Here is a 15,525-nt window from a genome sequence, read left to right as displayed (position 1 = left end):
TCTTTTTCACGCAAAAAAGGAGCAGGCTATCTTTCGATAACCTGCTCCTTTGCATAGATATTTGGTTCAACACCTTAACTTAATGACATTGGCCTTGGTGGGCTACCGTTTGTTTGTATCCATAATTTATTGAGCTGGGATCATCGGATGACTATGACGAAGTTCTGGTGAATCTACTGCAGCCGGTTCCAATACAGCTTCATATTTAGAAGAAATATAGGTAACGGCTGTCGGGACCGTAATCATATCCGCGTACATTGGGTCCGGCTTCGGATCTTGAAGCGTATAGTGAATCACAGCACGTCCGTCCTGTCCAAAGCTAATGCTGTCAATCGCAATGGCATAACCTGCATTTGGCTTCTCACCACGAGAGACTGTCACCTTGTTCACATCGTCGTTCACTTTCTCTACAGACAACTGGACATTCTCCGATTGAACTGGATCTTTCACTTGATTCATGACATTGATGGCGTTATAAATCCAAGTCGATGCCTCGCCGCGATTAAGCGCGCCCTTCGGATTGAATTTACCGTCTTTGTCCAAAGCGACGATTTTATAATAGACAAGACGCTCCACACTACCTTGAAGCTCAGTACTGATCTGATCCCCATCCTTGACTGCCAAGTACAGCTTTACCATAGGCAAGTCCGCCTTCTTCGACAAGGCACTGTCCAGCATAGATGCAAACTGCTCGCGTGTCATAACGGCGTTCGGGTTTACGTCTTTCGGGATATCGACGCCGTTGAAATGAGCGCGAACGAATGCATCCGCGTACCAAGCGTTATCTGGAACGTTGGTGTAGAAATCCGAAGCTTTCGGCAATTTCAAGAACCGCATCAAATCCAAATTATAACCGAATGTATTCACGATCAATTGTACGCCTTGCGCAAAGTTGACCGTTCCTTTTGGGTTAAAATGTCCCGGATCTGTTCCGTTCACAATCCCCTTTTGCTGAAGTGTTGCTACCACTGTGGACTGACTTTTGTCAACATCCGAGAACGCGAATGCGGTACTCACGGAAGCGCTGCTGATCAGAACTGCGGTGGAAAGCACTGCCACCAATTTTTTCATACTAATTTCCTCCTCGTTGTTTTTCTCCTTGATAGAGAGTTACATGTTACATGTTCCCAAACGGCACTTACACTAGAAAAGTTGCAATCTATATTTAAGTTAATAACAATAATATAGATGAATGAGTAAACCAGACTGTCGGAGCATTGGAACCCCATCACTATTAATACAACTGAGCACTTCGTTTTTTTTCATAGCGAATTATTTTTTTCTAGCAATTTCATATCGTGCGATCCTGCGTACAACTTATATAATGACTCTTACAAGGGGTAAACGTGCTTGTCTCACGCATAGGATGAACTACGCAACACAAAATTCGGGCTGCGGCCAAAGAAAAGAGTGTGAAGTGATGAAGAGTTTGCGTGGCGTTCGCGGATTCGTTGTCGGTCTCTTGAGCGGTTGTATGCTGATGCTGACTATGCCAACAATGGCTGCAACTGTGAAGAAATTTGTGCTTGGTGAAGCAACCTATCCTATTGAAGTGAACGGCTCGACCTATGAAAGTGATCAGCTACCGGTGATGAACTACAAGGGCAGCACCTATGTACCGCTTCGTGCGGTGGGCGACCTGCTTGGAGCGACCGTTGGCTGGGATAACGCGCAGAAACGGGTAATCATTACGTACGGCGGCGGCGGACCGATTCAGAATAATGCGTTCCGTAACGTGCAGGTTACGGGGAGTGCAGGCAAATATACGGTAACAGGTGAAGGCCGGGTTTTCGAAGCGGTGATGAGCTACGCCGTGGAAGACGGTCATAACTACTTGCTAGAGAAGAATTATATGCTGAGCGAAGGCGCACCGGCTTGGTCGGCGTTCAAGCTGAATATCTCGATTCCGGCGAATAAGCTGCCGCAGAACGGCACGCTCATGCTGCAGCTGTTCGAGTATAGCGCGAAGGACGGCAGCAAGGTGAATATTCTGAATATCCCGCTCGAGACGTTCGGGGGCTAAAATAATCTGAAGATGTAATCGGAAAAGTGTAAAATGGAAAAGGGTACAACCATGACCTGCAACCACAAGTTCACCGGTAAAGGAGTGTGCACTTTTCCATGAAACGATATGCATTTGTAACCGGCGCAGACCGAGGCCTCGGTTTGGCGCTTGTAAAGGAATTGCTTCAACACGAGTACTGCGTCATTGCAGGACGCTTCATGGCCGACAATCGGCAGCTCACTGACCTTGCCGAAGTATGGCAAGACCGTCTCTCGCTCGTAGAGCTGGACGTCTCCAGCGATCAAAGCGTCGCAGATGCCGCGGCGCAAATAGCCCGCATCACGGATACCTTGGAGCTGGTCATCAATAATGCGGGCATATTAGGCGATATTGGGGCAACGATTCTCGATCCGCTTTCTATGGCGGACATGCAGCAAGTCTATAACGTCAATGCGCTTGGTCCGCTTCGCGTCACTAACGCGGTCGCTCCCCTCGTGCTTCGAAGCGAATCCAAGCTGTTCGTGCAAATCTCTTCGGAAGCTGGCAGCATTGCCGATTGCGAACGCAACAGTTGGTTCGGCTACTGTATGTCGAAGGCTGCCGTCAACATGCAAGGCGCGCTCATTCATAATGAAGTGAAGAAGTCCGGCGGAAAAGTGCTGCTTCTCCATCCGGGATGGGTGCAATCTTACATGAGCGGCTCTTTGAATACAGAAGCGACATTAACTGCGGACGAGTCCGCGGCGCATCTCGTGGAGCGAATTCAAGAAGCGATACCTGCCGCTCCCGGAGAGAGACCGAATTATCTCGATTATGCGGGGAACGAATTGCCTTGGTAAGCCGAGCTGAAGAAAGCGAGGAATGAAGCGATGACCGTTCAAAAACGAATTCTTGTGCTAGGCGACAACAATGAGCGAGCACCTTACCATCCGCTAGATCATATACAAGACGAGCTTGCTGCCATTATTGGCGATCACCATGCAATCGATATGATGGATAACTACAGCGTGCTTGACACTGATATCCTTCAATCTTACGACCTGATGATTGCATACACGGACTGCTGGACGACGCCGGTAACGGAAGACCAAGCCGCGTCGCTCAGCCAATTCGTGCAGCGCGGCGGCAGCCTGCTCGTCATACATAACGGAATATCGCTGCAGTCGCGCGAAGCGTGCGCAAGGCTCATTGGCGGCAAATTTACTGGTCATCCGGACTATCAGCGCCTGGCTTCAATCAGACCGCGGTCACTCATCCGATTACGAGCGGCATCGAGCCTTTCTCACTAGAGGAAGAGCCGTACCAATTCGAGTTTTATTCCGATGCTAACGTCGAAGTGCTGCTCGAATATAAGCTTGGAGATCAACGCATTCCGGCTGCATGGACCGCGGCCCGAGGGCGAGGCCGTATTGTGTACTTAATGCCTGGCCATCATAAGCCATCGTTCCTCCATCCATCCAGCCGCAAGCTGATTCAGAACAGCGTGCAGTGGCTGACCACAACCATCTAATCTGCGTTCACACCGATGACCTAATCTGGCTCTTAACGAGCCAGATTCCCCTCATCATTTACCTAATTTTCACGCAGAGGCCATACCATGAGACTAATGGCGATTTCTGTTGACGCCAGGCATAGCACGACCGATGGGATCGCCTTCGTGAATGGATCTTTGGCAATGACAATAAGAATGAAGGTCGCTGCAAGCATCGTTACGGCTAATAAAAGTCCGGCTAACACCGCTGTAACAGAGAACCAAATCCCCGCAATCATGCCAAGCGAGCTTACGATCTCAATAAGACCCTTCACGAAATTAAAGATTGGCGGCAGCCCGAAGCGCTTGAATTCATGTGCCATTCTACCGCTAACGATTCGAACCCCTGTGAACATGAAGAACACGCCAACAATCACTTGCAAAATCATCGTTATCATAGTAAGCAGCTCCTTTTTGCTCGTTTTTACCCCCTCCACGTATATGCTATAGCATATATTAGACATGAATGATTACATCGCCCCACCTCCTCTCTCCTCACTCATCATTCACAGCTGCGTACAACTTCTCGAGTATCGCTTTCAGATTATGGATTTCCTCGTTGCTTAAGTATCTTGTCGCATAATGATGCGCTGCGATTACGACGGGAAGCACCTTCGATTTGAGCTCAATTCCTTTGTCAGTCAGGAATAGATTGTGCGAACGTTTATCCGTATCATGAACGAAGCGTTGAACGATTCCTTTCTTCTCCAATGAATGAATCATTCGAACAACCGTGGTCTGATCACGGTCAATAGCTTCCGCAAGCTCTTTCTGAGTCGTTGCTTTATCGCCGTCCAACACACTCAGAATGCCCCATTGATCCGGCGTGATTTCGAACGGCTTCAATTGCTTCGTAAAATAATTGTTCATCTTCACATCGGTGAGATGAATCTGAAATCCAGTAAAATCATAAAGTTCCATATGCGTCTCCTTTGCCGACTCACTGCCCTGTTTCGCATTATACATGCTATAGCATTTAACTTCAAGAACAATTGTCCAAGCTTCAGATCAATATAAACATCCATGACTCTGACGAGTCGCAGACGATGATGAACATCTCATCGATAATTTTGAATAACTGGATATCTCCAGTTATTCAAGTACGATTGCAGCATTTTGACCGAAATAACTGGAATATCCAGTTATTTCGGTCATTTCTTTGTGTAAACCCTCTTTAAAGCCCAAAATAAATGGATTTTTTCATCTATTCCGTTCCAAGTGGTTGTGCAATGAATCGAATCGGAACATAGCTTTTTCCCCCGTCAACTATAGCTGGTTATTCTGCTTTGCGTTCCACTTCTTGGAAAGAATGAATAGCGAGTTTCTTCCAGCTTGCAGTCCTGCGAATCCAAGGCAAAAACAAATATCGCTTACGGTCGTGCTCCTCTTCAGCCGTTCGCTCACGTATCCGGAGAAGCATTGAAGCCGTTAATATCCCCTTTGGACAGTGGTGCTCATCGATCACGACCAGTTTCTGCTCTGACTCTTTCAACAGAAGGGTCAATGCTTCAGAAGCCGTTTGTTGGCAAGTTATCGTGTTCACGGGGCAGACACAATGATCGCCGATCCTCGAATACGGAGCGCGCTTGTCGTAAACCCACTTCCAGAGCTCTGAATGCTTCATATAGCCGATCAGTCGGCCTTCTGTAGAAACGACGAGGAAATCTTCCATCTTCATATCCGTCTCCGCCTGCTTTCTTATTAGCTCAGACAGTGTCATCTCCTCCGATACGACGGCAGGTTGTTCAAGAGGAAGCTCCGCTAAAGTATATAATTCAAGCGGGTCGATGCCGTAATCACGGGTGATGAGCCGGTTTCGACGGGCGATCTTTTCTGTCAGGATAGAACGCGAAAGAACGAGTGCTGATATCCCGTAGGCTAGAAAGCAAGCAATTGTCAATGGCAGGAGCATCTGCATATCGTGCGTAAGCTCCAGCAGGAACAAGACCGCAGTGAACGGAGATCTCGTTACTCCCGCGAATACAGCAGCCATTCCAAGAATCGACCAGACAGCCGGGGCCGGTGCATGGAACATCATCCCCATAATTTCACCTAAGGTCCCGCCAATGATTAGGATTGGAGCCAAAATCCCTCCCGATGTACCGGAACCGAGCGATATGATCCATACGACTGTTTTGACAAGCAGAATTTTGAGAGCAAGCGATAGAGCTACTTGCCCGACCGCTAATCCTTGAATCGTATCGTACCCCACACCAAGCACCTGTGGAACGAGAAAGCCTCCCGCTCCAACGACCAGGCCACCGATAGCTGGCCAATACATCCAATGCAAGGGCAGCTTGGCAAAGAGATCTTCCGATCCGTAGATTAATTTGGTTAGCAAATAAGCAATTAAGGGTCCTACGATCCCGAAGAGCAGCCCTACGGCCATCCCCTCCATATTCATTAACGGCTGCGCATGAGAAGGAAAGATCGCCCCACCTCCCAGGATTCCGATTCGGATAAAATCGGCCACGCCGCTCGCCAACGCGATCGGCATAATACTGCGGGGTCGCATCTCAAAAGCCAGCAGCTCGGTCACGAACAAAACAGAGGCGATCGGAGCATTGAAAGTGGCACACATGCCGGCTGCCGCTCCTGCAAGCAGCAATATTTTGCGTTCAGCTGCAGACAGGTACAGAAATTGCCCGATGACCGAGCCAATTGATCCGCCTGTCATAATAATCGGCCCTTCTGCACCGAACGGGCCGCCGCTTCCGATCGAGATTGCCGCTGAGATTGGTTTTAACACGGCAACTTTAGGCGCGATGACGCTTTTACCGATCAGAATCGCTTCCATCGCTTCGGGAATGCCATGTCCGCGAATTTTATCCGAGCCGAAGCGCGCCATTAAGCCGATCAGCAGCCCGCCGATGATCGGGACGATAATGATGCCCCAACCCAGTTGGTTGGGGTAAGCTTTGACGAATTCGAACGAAATGCGATGATAGATAAACAGGTTCGTGAAGAATCCAATCAGTTTAGTCAGCACAACTGCCATCAACGCGCCTGCGGAGCCTACAATTACAGCTAGGAATGAAAGGTACAAGACTCTAGGCGTTATGTTAAAATCAGATAGAGTACTGGTATGCTGCATTTTCAACACGTTTCTCCCCCATGACTGTTTTGGAATGGTTACAAATTTATATCGCATTGAGATATAAATACGCATAGGAGGTTGTCTGTATGCCGAAACCCTTACCGAAATCCGTCTATGAACAGTTGGCCGAGTTTAGATACACGTTGCGCAAATTTATTCATTTTAGCGAAAGCGCTGCCCGTGAGATGGGACTAACACCGCAGCAACACCAGTTACTGCTTGCGATTCAAGGCTATCCGGGACGCGACTATGCGACGATCTCTGAATTAGCCGAACGCCTTCAAGTCACGCATCATGCCTGCGTTGGTCTAGTGACCCGCTGCGAGAACAGCGATCTTGTCTCGAGACGCCCGAACCCGGACGATGCTCGAAGCGTTCACATTGCGCTAACTGACAAGGGATTAGAGATACTGGAGCGATTATCGGCCGTTCACTTGCAGCAGATCCGAAATCTCCAGCTCTTCATGCCATCTTCTTAACAGCGGTCTGGTGAGGCTAGCAGCGAGTGAGGTTATGGGAGTCTGTGTATTAGAACACTGAAAAGGAGCAGTGCGGAATTGACGCACTGCTCCTTTTTTGCAGGCGCAGCCGTTCGCATGCACCTAGTACGCTTTGAAAGCGACAATAATCGAACCGATCATCACAACAATGCCGCCGACCTTGCTCGTGAAATAATAGAAGTCGCTCGGCTCGGGGTTCTCGTACATGAGCCGCTGCGGAAATAGACGGAACATGAAATCCTGAAAGGCTTCGTATCGGAAGCTGCACCAGCCAAAGATCAATAGGCCGAGGGCAAGAAACAGAAACCCTGGCATGCCTCGTTTGAAATGATAATCGGGATAAGCCGCGCTTACGAGCGCCGATGGCGGATAATCTTCTTCCCCTTCCTGTTTGATCCGCTCGACGACGTAGACATGGCCGTTCGGATAAGTCACTCGGAACTTCGTCGAGTAAGGGACGCTTTTGTCTGCAATCATATAGGACTGCCCGTCGATAATCACCGTGCGATGCAGCTCGTCATCGGTGAGTACTTGGACGGGACCGGCCGTGCTGCTATGATAAGTGACGAGATGGTCTTGCTCGCCGGCGAATTTGTACGTATCCTCGTACAGGTAGAAGACCCGGTCCGTGAAATAGGGCTTCGACAAGACGCCCGTCAAGACGGACACGAGGAGCACGGAGACAAAGAAAATAGAACTAGACGTTTTCATTATTCGGAATAAAGCCGCTTGGGTAGAAATATTCGCTCATCCTTTCTGCTTTATCCCTTTTACGTCCTACTGAATAGGTGGTTGCAAGCATTTATGCAAGGGATGGCAACTGCTGACTCAATAGGCAGCCTACAACTGTTCATAATTATTATTTCCGCATCGCTTCTTGTGCTCTATATACATCTTCTTTACTTACATATAAGTCATATTGAGTTAATCCACGGCTACTGAATGAACGCATATCATTTTGTTGAACTTGATTTGTAATTTTGGATCGGTGAACAATCCCGGCTCCTTGCAGCTTAGACTTAGCTCTAAAATAATCTTCCGTTGCAAATGTAGTAAAGATTAATGATTTCTCTTTGGGTAAAAGAAAGTTAATTATAATCTTAAAAATATTCATATAACACCTCTCAAACTGAACTTCTTAAACGGTTGTCACTAGATTAACTCAAGAGCTTTTTCCAGAATGACATCCCTCATACTATAAAAGTCTTCTCGATTTTGTTCAACTTGTATATCTGGTGTAATACCAACGCCTTCAAAAGGCTCCCCATTTGGAAAGAAAGCACGTATAGAACCTATTCCGATCAGAATATCCTCACCGAAATGCCGAATTATTGGCTGGCCAGTTGATCCCCAAGTTCTCTCCCCGACAATCGTTGCTCGACCATTGTCCTTAGCGTTGATCCCCCACCATTTCCACGTACATCAACAATAAGTGTTTGGGCATGGCAGAACTCTTGTACAAACTCTAACGCACGGTTTTCGTATTTGGGAGCCCCGAAACTAGGAATCCGAATGTAGGCTGCTTTGCCTTCCTTAATCCATTTCCCTTCCGTTTCCGAAGGTTTCTTGGACAAGTCAAACCGTGCATCGTCACGCGCAAGCCGTGGGAGAAACATCGTTTTGTTTGAATTGTTTTGATCCACGATCTCGACTTCAATTGACTTCGTATGAATGAAGTATGGGAGATAGTAGTTCGTTCGTATATGTTGGGATGCTTTATTCGATATCCCTGTGAATGGTTCAAGTTCCTTGAACCACTCAGACGGATGTTTTCCCTCAATTGACAGTACCAAATCACCAGATTTTACAAGTTTTGTTACATCTCGATTCACAACCCATTCACCTTGATGCTCCAGCTCCAATAAAGAAAAATACTAAGGATCCCATTTTCAGGTTCTGGCGTGAGCTTGTCGAAATACCAAGAATGGCCGTTCCGCAATCGCCCGAACAACTCCCACATCACCTTTTGAAAGTCGAGGCGAGTCTCTGCTTCAGTTGCTTTCTGAAAAAACTCTTCCGCCATTTGATCCAATTTATCCGGATCGATTCTTGCATCATCCCAATGCACAAAAGCACGCTCAACTAAACGAATGGTTTCAGACACGATAAAGAGTCGTCGCTCCAGCTTTAAATGCTGCTCAGCCATCCTACTCCTCACTCCTCGATCCTCTAATTGGGCAAAACCATATCATCTCTATCCCCCATCCCAGCTAGTTACATCTTCTTGCCCAATCTCCACACATGATAGGGTGACTGTTCCTCTATTAATTTCTGCATGTCAAATTTCTTGTAAAATCTCATTGCTCGTTCATTATTTGGGGCAACTCGTAAGTGGTATTCGCCTACATCCTCATCCCCAAATCCGTCCTTGTTTCCGAAGCTCACCAGATAAGAATCTTTTCGAAAAGAAATGATCGTTTCTCTGTCTAAATTTATATCTATAGGACGAAACTTCAACATTCAGAATTACTCCTTCTCCACTTTTCCAGTAGGGAAGAACCTCTCTGGATAATTTAACATCGCTGCCACCTGACCATAAAAACTAACAACACCATATCGTGGGCTGTTCTTATCTAGTATAAGCACCCAGCTTGTAATCGGTTTTCCAGTTACATTTACTCCGTCTTCCATAGGATTCTCGGTTGCCTTCATTCCATTATCGCGATAAATCTTCTCAACAACAGCTAACCACTTTTTGTTGTCTTGAAGCAACCCATCATTCCAGCTAAGCTGTATCAGCTCATTTTTAGCATTGTATTGAGGTTCTCCTGGGCCGCGTTGTTTAGTTATTTCTTGTTCTACAAATGCGACGTCCGCTGGTTTAAATATAGCCGTAATTCCAAGTAAGAAATGTTCGGAGAACAAGAAATTCACTTCAGCCGGACGATTGTATAGCTCAATTCTTTCCTTGAGCATAAAACCATTTGAAGTTGCAGTAATTTCTTTCTCAGTAATGCCTAAGCGAGTCATCGTTTCTTTCTCGTTCATGCCCCATTTGAGCTGTTTAATTGGGACTGGAGTACCATATGGTGAAGTTTGACCACAACCTGTAACTATAGCAACAAGGAACAAGATCAACATTACACTTATCCAAGTTTTACGCATAATAGCCTCCTTTGATTGAAAACCTTGATTGAAAATTCCAATTTCCAACCCTTCCCAAATCCCTACTCTTAAAATAATACGGTTAGAACGCACAAAAGTTCAATAAAAAAAGGCTCGCAGATCGAATTGTCTGCAGCCTTCGTGTTTCGAATCGTATGAATTGTCCTTATTGATTTTGCATTGTTTTTTTGAGCAGCATAATTTGACCGATATGATACGCATTATGTATGGATAGATTAGATACTACGCCCCACCATGGAGCATTGTAATAAGAAGGAATCTCCGAGGTTAGTTTAAACTCATCGCTTTCCTCAAGCGCCACAGTCCAGCTTCTAAATACTGTTTCGAGTCTTTGAAGGGTCCTATTCCATTCAGAATCATTTATCGTGTCTGGATCTACATAAAACGTATCGTCATTGTTTATTTCACCATCTATTTCAAAATTTCCGACCTCAAATCTCTCCAGCCATTTCTCATTCCAAAAAATAAGATGATTCACGATTCCCCATATCGATTGTTTACTGGCATGCTCATTCGCAGCTTGTTCTGCACTTAGATCTTTAAGTATGTCTTGAAGCGGAATAAACCAGCTCTTATCGTGATAACAAGCGTTTAACTGATCGATGAGAATAGACTTGGCATTCATTCTTAACCCTCACTTTATGATTATTAAAATAATAAAGCAGCCCCGATTCGGCATCATAGTGCCGAACCAAGGCTGCTGGTTGTCATTCAAAGATGTTATTTAAGTGCCCAAGCGGCTCTTAGTAAGCCAGTGTGTAGAGGCCGTTGATGTGCGACAGGTAACGCGCGTTGCTCGCCTTCTTCATCAACGATGCCGGCGTACCACGAAGCTCGATGCCCGTCTCGCCAATCGCACCGATGCCGTCCTTGCGGCCTAGGCTCGCAAGCGTTCCGGAGAATACCGGCTTGAATTCTTCTGTGTTCGTGCCTTTGAAGGCTGCAGCGATATTAACGCCAACCAATTCGCCCATTTGCCAAGCGAGTTGTGCAGTCGGCGGATATGGTCTGCCTTCAGGTGCGAAGACAACTGCGCAGTCGCCAGCCAGGTAGACATCAGGGTGCGATGTCGACTGCAGTGCGCTGTTGACTGTTGCGCGGCCGCGGTTCACTTCGATACCGCAGTTCGCTACGAGCGAGTTGCCTTGTACGCCGCCCGTCCATACGATCGTGTTCGACGTAATCGTTTGGCCGTCCTTCAACGTAACTACATTTCCTTTTACTTCCGTGATCGGAAGGCTCGTCAGGAATTCTACGCCGCGAGCTTGCAGGCTCGTCATCGCGCGGTTGATCAGATCCGGCGAGAACATCGGCAGAATCGTAGGCATTGCTTCAACCAGCTTCAGCTTGATATCTGAGAAGTCTACGCCGTTCGCACGGCAAATCGCCGGCAGTTCATCAACCAGCTCGCCGACAAGCTCGACGCCTGTCAGACCGCCGCCGCCGATAACGAACGTAGCATCTTCTGGAGCTTTGGATTTCGCATATGCTTTGACTCGATCCACGACATGAGCAAAAATCTTGTTCGCATCGTTGACGGACTTCAGGATCAAGCTGTTTTCTTGCAGTCCCGGAATGCCGAAATAGTTCGTTTCGCTGCCCAGAGCGAGAACGAGCGCGTCATAACGGTAGGAAGAACCATTGCTCAGATCAACTTTCTTGCTTTGTACGTCGATCGACTGAATTTCGCCAACAACAACGTTGACGCTCTTCTTCTTCAGCAGCTTCTCGAGTGGGAGCGCTACTGCTTTTTCGGACACATTGCCTGCAGCTAAACGGTGCAGCTCAGTGATAATTTGGTGCGTGCTCGAGCGGTTGATGATCGTAACATTCGCTTCTTCGGTTGTAAGATGATCTCTGACGGATTGCGCTGCCAGCAAGCCTCCGTAACCGCCGCCGAGAATCAGAATTTCCTTGCTCATCTGTATTCCTCCATTCTAACGGTCGCTATTATTGTTGTGATTTTCTTTCGCCCAAGATATCCAGATAGGCTTGTCCGAAGCGAAGCATGCGCTGCAGCTCAGGATCCTTCAGCAATTTGACCATGCCGAATACGCCGATCGTAGGTCCGCCTTGGTCCGCACGGTCGTTCGCTTCAATTGCCGCAGAAGCGTAGTCCTTCACTTTTTCGCCAAGCGGCTTAAGAACTTCTTGGAATCCGCCAAGCGTATCCTGGATGAGGACCCTGTCCTTGGAGACTTTCTGCGCGAGATCGTAGATGCCCGTCATGACGGTCATCATTTCCGCCAATTTCGGAAGTTGATCCACCAATGCGGTGATCGCTTGCTGCACTTCCGGTTTCAAAAGCTGGTCCAACACGTCGAGCTTTGCCACTGCTTCCTTAACTGCAGCTCCTTGCTCCAATACTGCTGTTGTTTCAGACATCTTGTTTCCTCCCTCAGATGAAATCATCAAACCGCCAGCCTAAGCTGCAGGCTGATATCGGCCACACTGTGAAATTATTCACAAATGAACTTGAATACTTTTATTTTAGCTCATTATGCACATTTCGTACAGATGCAAAATGTCTCGAATTTCGACGAAAAACTCCCTCACTTAGGATGAGCATCTTGCGTTTATTTAAACACACACGACTAGGAATACTCTTTGCTCCTAACTGCTCGTTCTTTCATGGAAAAAAGGCAGCCGATCCACATTGACAGGCTGCCCATCGTGCTTTGTTCAATTATTGGTCCCTTAGAGTAATCTGTCTTGGCTTCATGCCCTGGCGGCTTGTTGCGCGCGCTCTAGGTATCAGGAAGATCAAGACCGCCACGAGTGAAGCTGTCAAGAACATGACCGAGCCCCAGATCGAGATCGAGATCGCATGGGCAAAAGTTGCAGTCGAAGGATTTGCCTGCTGGTTCGCCGCCTCGAAGACGGCAATCAGTACCGCGAGACCGAGCGACGCGCCAGTCTGATGAGCAACGTTGACGAGCCCCGACGCTGCTCCCGCGTCTTTGGCGTCCACGCCCGACAACCCAAGCGTTGTGAAAGGTTGGAAGATCAACCCGGCACCACCACCCATGACGATCAATGGGAAGAACAATTCAGGGAAGAAGCTCGAATCAGCCGAGATTTGACTTAGCCAGCTTGTTCCCGCGATCGCGATTCCCAATCCGGCGATCAGCACTTTCACATTCCCGAATCGGGTTACGAGCGATGGCATTGCATACATCATCCCGAACTGAACGACTGTGAACGGCATGATCGCGAGTCCAGCCTCCAAGGAATCGAAGTGCAGGACGTTCTGTAAATATTGCGGGATGAAGAAAAAGATCGGATAATTTCCGCACAAGAGCAACAACCTACCCAAATAGGCACCGGATCTCGTTCTGCTCGCAAACAAGCGAAGAGGCGTAATCGGTTCTTTCGCTCGTGCTTCAATCCACACGAAAGCCGCAAGCGAGACACCTCCAACGGCAAGCGATCCCCATACTTCCGGCGCTCCCCATCCGACAGAAGCAGCTTGAACGAAGCCGAATGCTAATGCCGTCATGCCGATTACCGACGTCAAGGCTCCCAAGATATCCAGACGGCCTGCTTTCATCTCCGTCTCCTGCATGTATCGTGGCACGATGAGGAGAAGTGCAATGCCAATCGGTACGTTGAGGAACATCCCTGCTCGCCAAGAGATCAGGTCTGTCAACAATCCGCCGATGATCAGACCAACGCTCCCGCCTGCTCCTGACACGGCACTGTAGATGGCGATCGCTTTCGATCGTTCCCGTGCTTCCGAGAAGCTAACGGACAACAAGGCTAGTGCCGAAGGCGTCGCCATCGCTGCAGCCAATCCTTGTAGAGCACGAGCCGCAAGCAGCAGTGTAGAGGAAGGTGCCAAACCAGCCAGCATCGAGGCTAACGTGAACAAGGCGATCCCTGCGCTGAATGTTTTTCTCCTTCCTAGAATGTCCCCCGCTCGAGCTCCTAACAACAGGAATCCTCCGAATGCCAATATATAAGCGTTCTGTACCCAAGTTAGTGCTGCCGTCGATAGATGCAGCGAGCGGCCGATTTCGGGCATCGCGGTAACCAAGACAGAGGCGTCGAGCACCATCATCAACTGACAGGCAATAATCATTGTCAGTATCATTCGTTTCGAATGTTCATTCAAGAAGGTAACCTCCCTTTCAAGTTCTATCGTCATTATGACGCGTAGCGACATTGGGAAGTAGATCGTTCCTGCTTAAAAATTGCTCAATACTGCAAATCAGATTTTTGATCGTTTGTTAAACAGGTTGGCACAACTAAGGAAAGAACATATAATTAGGAGAGGAAAATTGACTTTGGGAGGACGTTCCCATGCAGACGAAGCTGAATCAGTTAGTGAACATGTTAACTTCCCTTGATCTTGCGGAGGGTCGTACAGAAACATCGATCCCTTTCTTCTCGCTGGTCCGGCGCAGTCGGCCGACGGCGATGACATCTGGTGTCCTCACTCCCTCCTTTTGCCTGATTCTACAAGGAAGAAAGAAGCTCCATCTCGGACAGGATACGATCTATTATGGCTCAGGCGATTACTTGGTATCATTAATCGATATACCTGCCTCCGGCCAGATCGTCGATGCTACGCCCCAATCACCTTATATCGGTTTGCGAATCGATATAACGGCGGATGAGATTGCTTCCGTCCTAACGGACACCGGTATCAGCGTTAAGCCAGTCGACCGAAAGCTCGGTCCAGGTGCATACGTCGGCAAATCCGATGAGCAATTACAGCTCTTATTCATTCGGCTGTTGGAGCTGCGGGATAAGTCTGAAGCAGAGGTCCGCTTCCTATCTTCGCTGCTCAAACGCGAGATGATATTCCGCTTGCTCACGGGGGATCACGGGCACTTGTTTGTCCAACGCGTATTCATGGACCAACAGAACGAGGGGATCAGCAGAGCGATTGAATGGATTAAACAGAATTACAACAGAACCTTTACGATCGAAGAAGTAGCGAGGTCGTCCAAAATGAGCGTCTCCGGACTTCATCACAAATTCAAAGCGGTCACAACGATGGCTCCCCAGCAATATCAGAAACAGCTGCGCCTCCAGGAGGCAAGACGCCTGATGCTGAACGGATCAGCGAATGCGACCACCGCCGCACTGGAAGTCGGATACGAAAGCCCGGCTCAATTCAACCGAGAATACCGCAGACTCTTCGGTCTTCCTCCGCTTCAAGATATTAAAGCTTTTCATCGAAAACCAGTACCGGAAGCGTTCGAAACCAGCTAAAAAAAAATAGCAGCAGTCTTGGACTAGAGTCCTCGACTGCCGCTGA

General features: G+C 48.0%; 21 protein-coding genes. 6 read left to right on the top strand and 15 right to left on the bottom strand.

What is annotated here, in order from left to right; all coding sequences use genetic code 11:
• Nucleotides 1-126 precede the first annotated feature (126 nt).
• A complete protein-coding gene (locus tag A8990_RS02175; RefSeq protein WP_116187355.1) occupies nt 127-1,071 on the bottom strand; it encodes an S-layer homology domain-containing protein in 945 nt (314 codons plus the stop codon).
• A gap of 349 nt (nt 1,072-1,420) precedes the next feature.
• Here A8990_RS02175 and A8990_RS02170 point away from each other — a divergent pair, with 349 nt between their 5' ends.
• The 4 genes from A8990_RS02170 to A8990_RS02155 all read left to right on the top strand — a co-directional run bounded on the left by A8990_RS02170 (nt 1,421) and on the right by A8990_RS02155 (nt 3,515).
• Entirely contained in the window at nt 1,421-2,023 is a 603-nt protein-coding gene (locus A8990_RS02170) for a Gmad2 immunoglobulin-like domain-containing protein (RefSeq protein ID WP_181909358.1), read from the top strand.
• Nucleotides 2,024-2,121: 98 nt separating this feature from the next.
• A complete protein-coding gene (locus A8990_RS02165) occupies nt 2,122-2,844 on the top strand; it encodes an SDR family oxidoreductase (protein ID WP_116187353.1) in 723 nt (240 codons plus the stop codon).
• 30 nt (nt 2,845-2,874) lie between these two features.
• Complete coding sequence (locus A8990_RS02160; RefSeq protein WP_116187352.1) at nt 2,875-3,294, top strand: ThuA domain-containing protein; 420 nt, start codon at nt 2,875-2,877, stop codon at nt 3,292-3,294.
• The gene (locus tag A8990_RS02155; protein WP_181909357.1) at nt 3,180-3,515 is read left to right on the top strand and encodes a ThuA domain-containing protein; all 336 of its coding nucleotides are present in this window, start codon (nt 3,180-3,182) and stop codon (nt 3,513-3,515) included. The genes A8990_RS02160 and A8990_RS02155 overlap by 115 nt, the downstream gene beginning before the upstream one ends.
• Before the next feature lie 62 nt (nt 3,516-3,577).
• Here A8990_RS02155 and A8990_RS02150 read toward each other — a convergent pair whose 3' ends face one another.
• The 3 genes from A8990_RS02150 to A8990_RS02140 form a co-directional block, all read right to left on the bottom strand.
• Complete coding sequence (locus A8990_RS02150; protein ID WP_116187350.1) at nt 3,578-3,934, bottom strand: DoxX family protein; 357 nt, start codon at nt 3,932-3,934, stop codon at nt 3,578-3,580.
• 97 nt (nt 3,935-4,031) lie between these two features.
• Nucleotides 4,032-4,457: a MarR family winged helix-turn-helix transcriptional regulator gene (locus tag A8990_RS02145; RefSeq protein WP_116187349.1), complete on the bottom strand. Its 426-nt coding sequence runs from the start codon at nt 4,455-4,457 to the stop codon at nt 4,032-4,034.
• Between the two features lie 355 nt (nt 4,458-4,812).
• Nucleotides 4,813-6,534, bottom strand: a complete 1,722-nt coding sequence (locus A8990_RS02140) for a chloride channel protein (RefSeq protein ID WP_181909356.1) — start codon at nt 6,532-6,534, stop codon at nt 4,813-4,815.
• A 185-nt stretch (nt 6,535-6,719) separates the two neighbouring features.
• On the opposite strand from A8990_RS02140, the gene A8990_RS02135 reads away from it, so the two are divergent.
• Complete coding sequence (locus A8990_RS02135; protein WP_116187347.1) at nt 6,720-7,112, top strand: MarR family winged helix-turn-helix transcriptional regulator; 393 nt, start codon at nt 6,720-6,722, stop codon at nt 7,110-7,112.
• A gap of 123 nt (nt 7,113-7,235) precedes the next feature.
• On the opposite strand, the gene A8990_RS02130 is transcribed toward A8990_RS02135, so the two are convergent.
• The 11 genes from A8990_RS02130 to A8990_RS02080 form a co-directional block, all read right to left on the bottom strand.
• Nucleotides 7,236-7,844 carry a DUF6199 family natural product biosynthesis protein gene (locus A8990_RS02130; protein ID WP_116187346.1) on the bottom strand — a complete coding sequence of 203 codons (609 nt, stop codon included), beginning with the start codon at nt 7,842-7,844 and terminating at the stop codon, nt 7,236-7,238.
• A 148-nt stretch (nt 7,845-7,992) separates the two neighbouring features.
• Entirely contained in the window at nt 7,993-8,247 is a 255-nt protein-coding gene (locus tag A8990_RS02125) for a hypothetical protein (protein WP_116187345.1), read from the bottom strand.
• A 38-nt stretch (nt 8,248-8,285) separates the two neighbouring features.
• Nucleotides 8,286-8,504 carry a S41 family peptidase gene (locus A8990_RS32640; RefSeq protein ID WP_425463875.1) on the bottom strand — a complete coding sequence of 73 codons (219 nt, stop codon included), beginning with the start codon at nt 8,502-8,504 and terminating at the stop codon, nt 8,286-8,288.
• Entirely contained in the window at nt 8,462-8,965 is a 504-nt protein-coding gene (locus A8990_RS02115; RefSeq protein ID WP_116187344.1) for a S41 family peptidase, read from the bottom strand. Before A8990_RS02115 ends, A8990_RS32640 begins: the two co-directional genes overlap by 43 nt.
• Nucleotides 8,962-9,279, bottom strand: a complete 318-nt coding sequence (locus A8990_RS02110; protein ID WP_116187343.1) for a hypothetical protein — start codon at nt 9,277-9,279, stop codon at nt 8,962-8,964. Before A8990_RS02110 ends, A8990_RS02115 begins: the two co-directional genes overlap by 4 nt.
• Nucleotides 9,280-9,347: 68 nt before the next feature.
• The gene (locus tag A8990_RS02105) at nt 9,348-9,593 is read right to left on the bottom strand and encodes a hypothetical protein (RefSeq protein WP_116187342.1); all 246 of its coding nucleotides are present in this window, start codon (nt 9,591-9,593) and stop codon (nt 9,348-9,350) included.
• A gap of 6 nt (nt 9,594-9,599) precedes the next feature.
• Entirely contained in the window at nt 9,600-10,238 is a 639-nt protein-coding gene (locus A8990_RS02100) for an LptM family lipoprotein (protein ID WP_116187341.1), read from the bottom strand.
• Between the two features lie 166 nt (nt 10,239-10,404).
• Nucleotides 10,405-10,884: a DinB family protein gene (locus A8990_RS02095; protein WP_116187340.1), complete on the bottom strand. Its 480-nt coding sequence runs from the start codon at nt 10,882-10,884 to the stop codon at nt 10,405-10,407.
• 118 nt (nt 10,885-11,002) lie between these two features.
• Nucleotides 11,003-12,181, bottom strand: a complete 1,179-nt coding sequence (locus A8990_RS02090) for an NAD(P)/FAD-dependent oxidoreductase (protein WP_116187339.1) — start codon at nt 12,179-12,181, stop codon at nt 11,003-11,005.
• A gap of 28 nt (nt 12,182-12,209) precedes the next feature.
• Nucleotides 12,210-12,644: a helical membrane plugin domain-containing protein gene (locus A8990_RS02085; RefSeq protein ID WP_116187338.1), complete on the bottom strand. Its 435-nt coding sequence runs from the start codon at nt 12,642-12,644 to the stop codon at nt 12,210-12,212.
• Nucleotides 12,645-12,945: 301 nt separating this feature from the next.
• On the bottom strand, nt 12,946-14,373 hold the full coding sequence (locus A8990_RS02080) for an MFS transporter (RefSeq protein WP_245995802.1): 1,428 nt from the start codon (nt 14,371-14,373) through the stop codon (nt 12,946-12,948).
• Nucleotides 14,374-14,561: 188 nt separating this feature from the next.
• Here A8990_RS02080 and A8990_RS02075 point away from each other — a divergent pair, with 188 nt between their 5' ends.
• Entirely contained in the window at nt 14,562-15,479 is a 918-nt protein-coding gene (locus A8990_RS02075; protein ID WP_116187336.1) for an AraC family transcriptional regulator, read from the top strand.
• Nucleotides 15,480-15,525: the final 46 nt, after the last annotated feature.

Source organism: Paenibacillus taihuensis (assembly GCF_003386535.1).
In the GTDB taxonomy this organism is placed as follows: domain Bacteria; phylum Bacillota; class Bacilli; order Paenibacillales; family Paenibacillaceae; genus Paenibacillus_Z; species Paenibacillus_Z taihuensis.
This window is presented reverse-complemented; position numbering and strand designations above follow the sequence as displayed.

What these genes read in the sequence shown, in the direction of transcription:
- A8990_RS02175 (WP_116187355.1), bottom strand. Translation starts at nt 1,071, where the DNA reads ATGAAAAAATTGGTGGCAGTGCTTTCCACCGCAGTTCTGATCAGCAGC.
- A8990_RS02170 (WP_181909358.1), top strand. Translation starts at nt 1,421, where the DNA reads ATGAAGAGTTTGCGTGGCGTTCGCGGATTCGTTGTCGGTCTCTTGAGC.
- A8990_RS02165 (WP_116187353.1), top strand. Translation starts at nt 2,122, where the DNA reads ATGAAACGATATGCATTTGTAACCGGCGCAGACCGAGGCCTCGGTTTG.
- A8990_RS02160 (WP_116187352.1), top strand. Translation starts at nt 2,875, where the DNA reads ATGACCGTTCAAAAACGAATTCTTGTGCTAGGCGACAACAATGAGCGA.
- A8990_RS02150 (WP_116187350.1), bottom strand. Translation starts at nt 3,934, where the DNA reads ATGATAACGATGATTTTGCAAGTGATTGTTGGCGTGTTCTTCATGTTC.
- A8990_RS02145 (WP_116187349.1), bottom strand. Translation starts at nt 4,457, where the DNA reads ATGGAACTTTATGATTTTACTGGATTTCAGATTCATCTCACCGATGTG.
- A8990_RS02140 (WP_181909356.1), bottom strand. Translation starts at nt 6,534, where the DNA reads ATGGCAGTTGTGCTGACTAAACTGATTGGATTCTTCACGAACCTGTTT.
- A8990_RS02135 (WP_116187347.1), top strand. Translation starts at nt 6,720, where the DNA reads ATGCCGAAACCCTTACCGAAATCCGTCTATGAACAGTTGGCCGAGTTT.
- A8990_RS02130 (WP_116187346.1), bottom strand. Translation starts at nt 7,844, where the DNA reads ATGAAAACGTCTAGTTCTATTTTCTTTGTCTCCGTGCTCCTCGTGTCC.
- A8990_RS02125 (WP_116187345.1), bottom strand. Translation starts at nt 8,247, where the DNA reads ATGAATATTTTTAAGATTATAATTAACTTTCTTTTACCCAAAGAGAAA.
- A8990_RS02110 (WP_116187343.1), bottom strand. Translation starts at nt 9,279, where the DNA reads ATGGCTGAGCAGCATTTAAAGCTGGAGCGACGACTCTTTATCGTGTCT.
- A8990_RS02105 (WP_116187342.1), bottom strand. Translation starts at nt 9,593, where the DNA reads ATGTTGAAGTTTCGTCCTATAGATATAAATTTAGACAGAGAAACGATC.
- A8990_RS02100 (WP_116187341.1), bottom strand. Translation starts at nt 10,238, where the DNA reads ATGCGTAAAACTTGGATAAGTGTAATGTTGATCTTGTTCCTTGTTGCT.
- A8990_RS02095 (WP_116187340.1), bottom strand. Translation starts at nt 10,884, where the DNA reads ATGAATGCCAAGTCTATTCTCATCGATCAGTTAAACGCTTGTTATCAC.
- A8990_RS02090 (WP_116187339.1), bottom strand. Translation starts at nt 12,181, where the DNA reads ATGAGCAAGGAAATTCTGATTCTCGGCGGCGGTTACGGAGGCTTGCTG.
- A8990_RS02085 (WP_116187338.1), bottom strand. Translation starts at nt 12,644, where the DNA reads ATGTCTGAAACAACAGCAGTATTGGAGCAAGGAGCTGCAGTTAAGGAA.
- A8990_RS02075 (WP_116187336.1), top strand. Translation starts at nt 14,562, where the DNA reads ATGCAGACGAAGCTGAATCAGTTAGTGAACATGTTAACTTCCCTTGAT.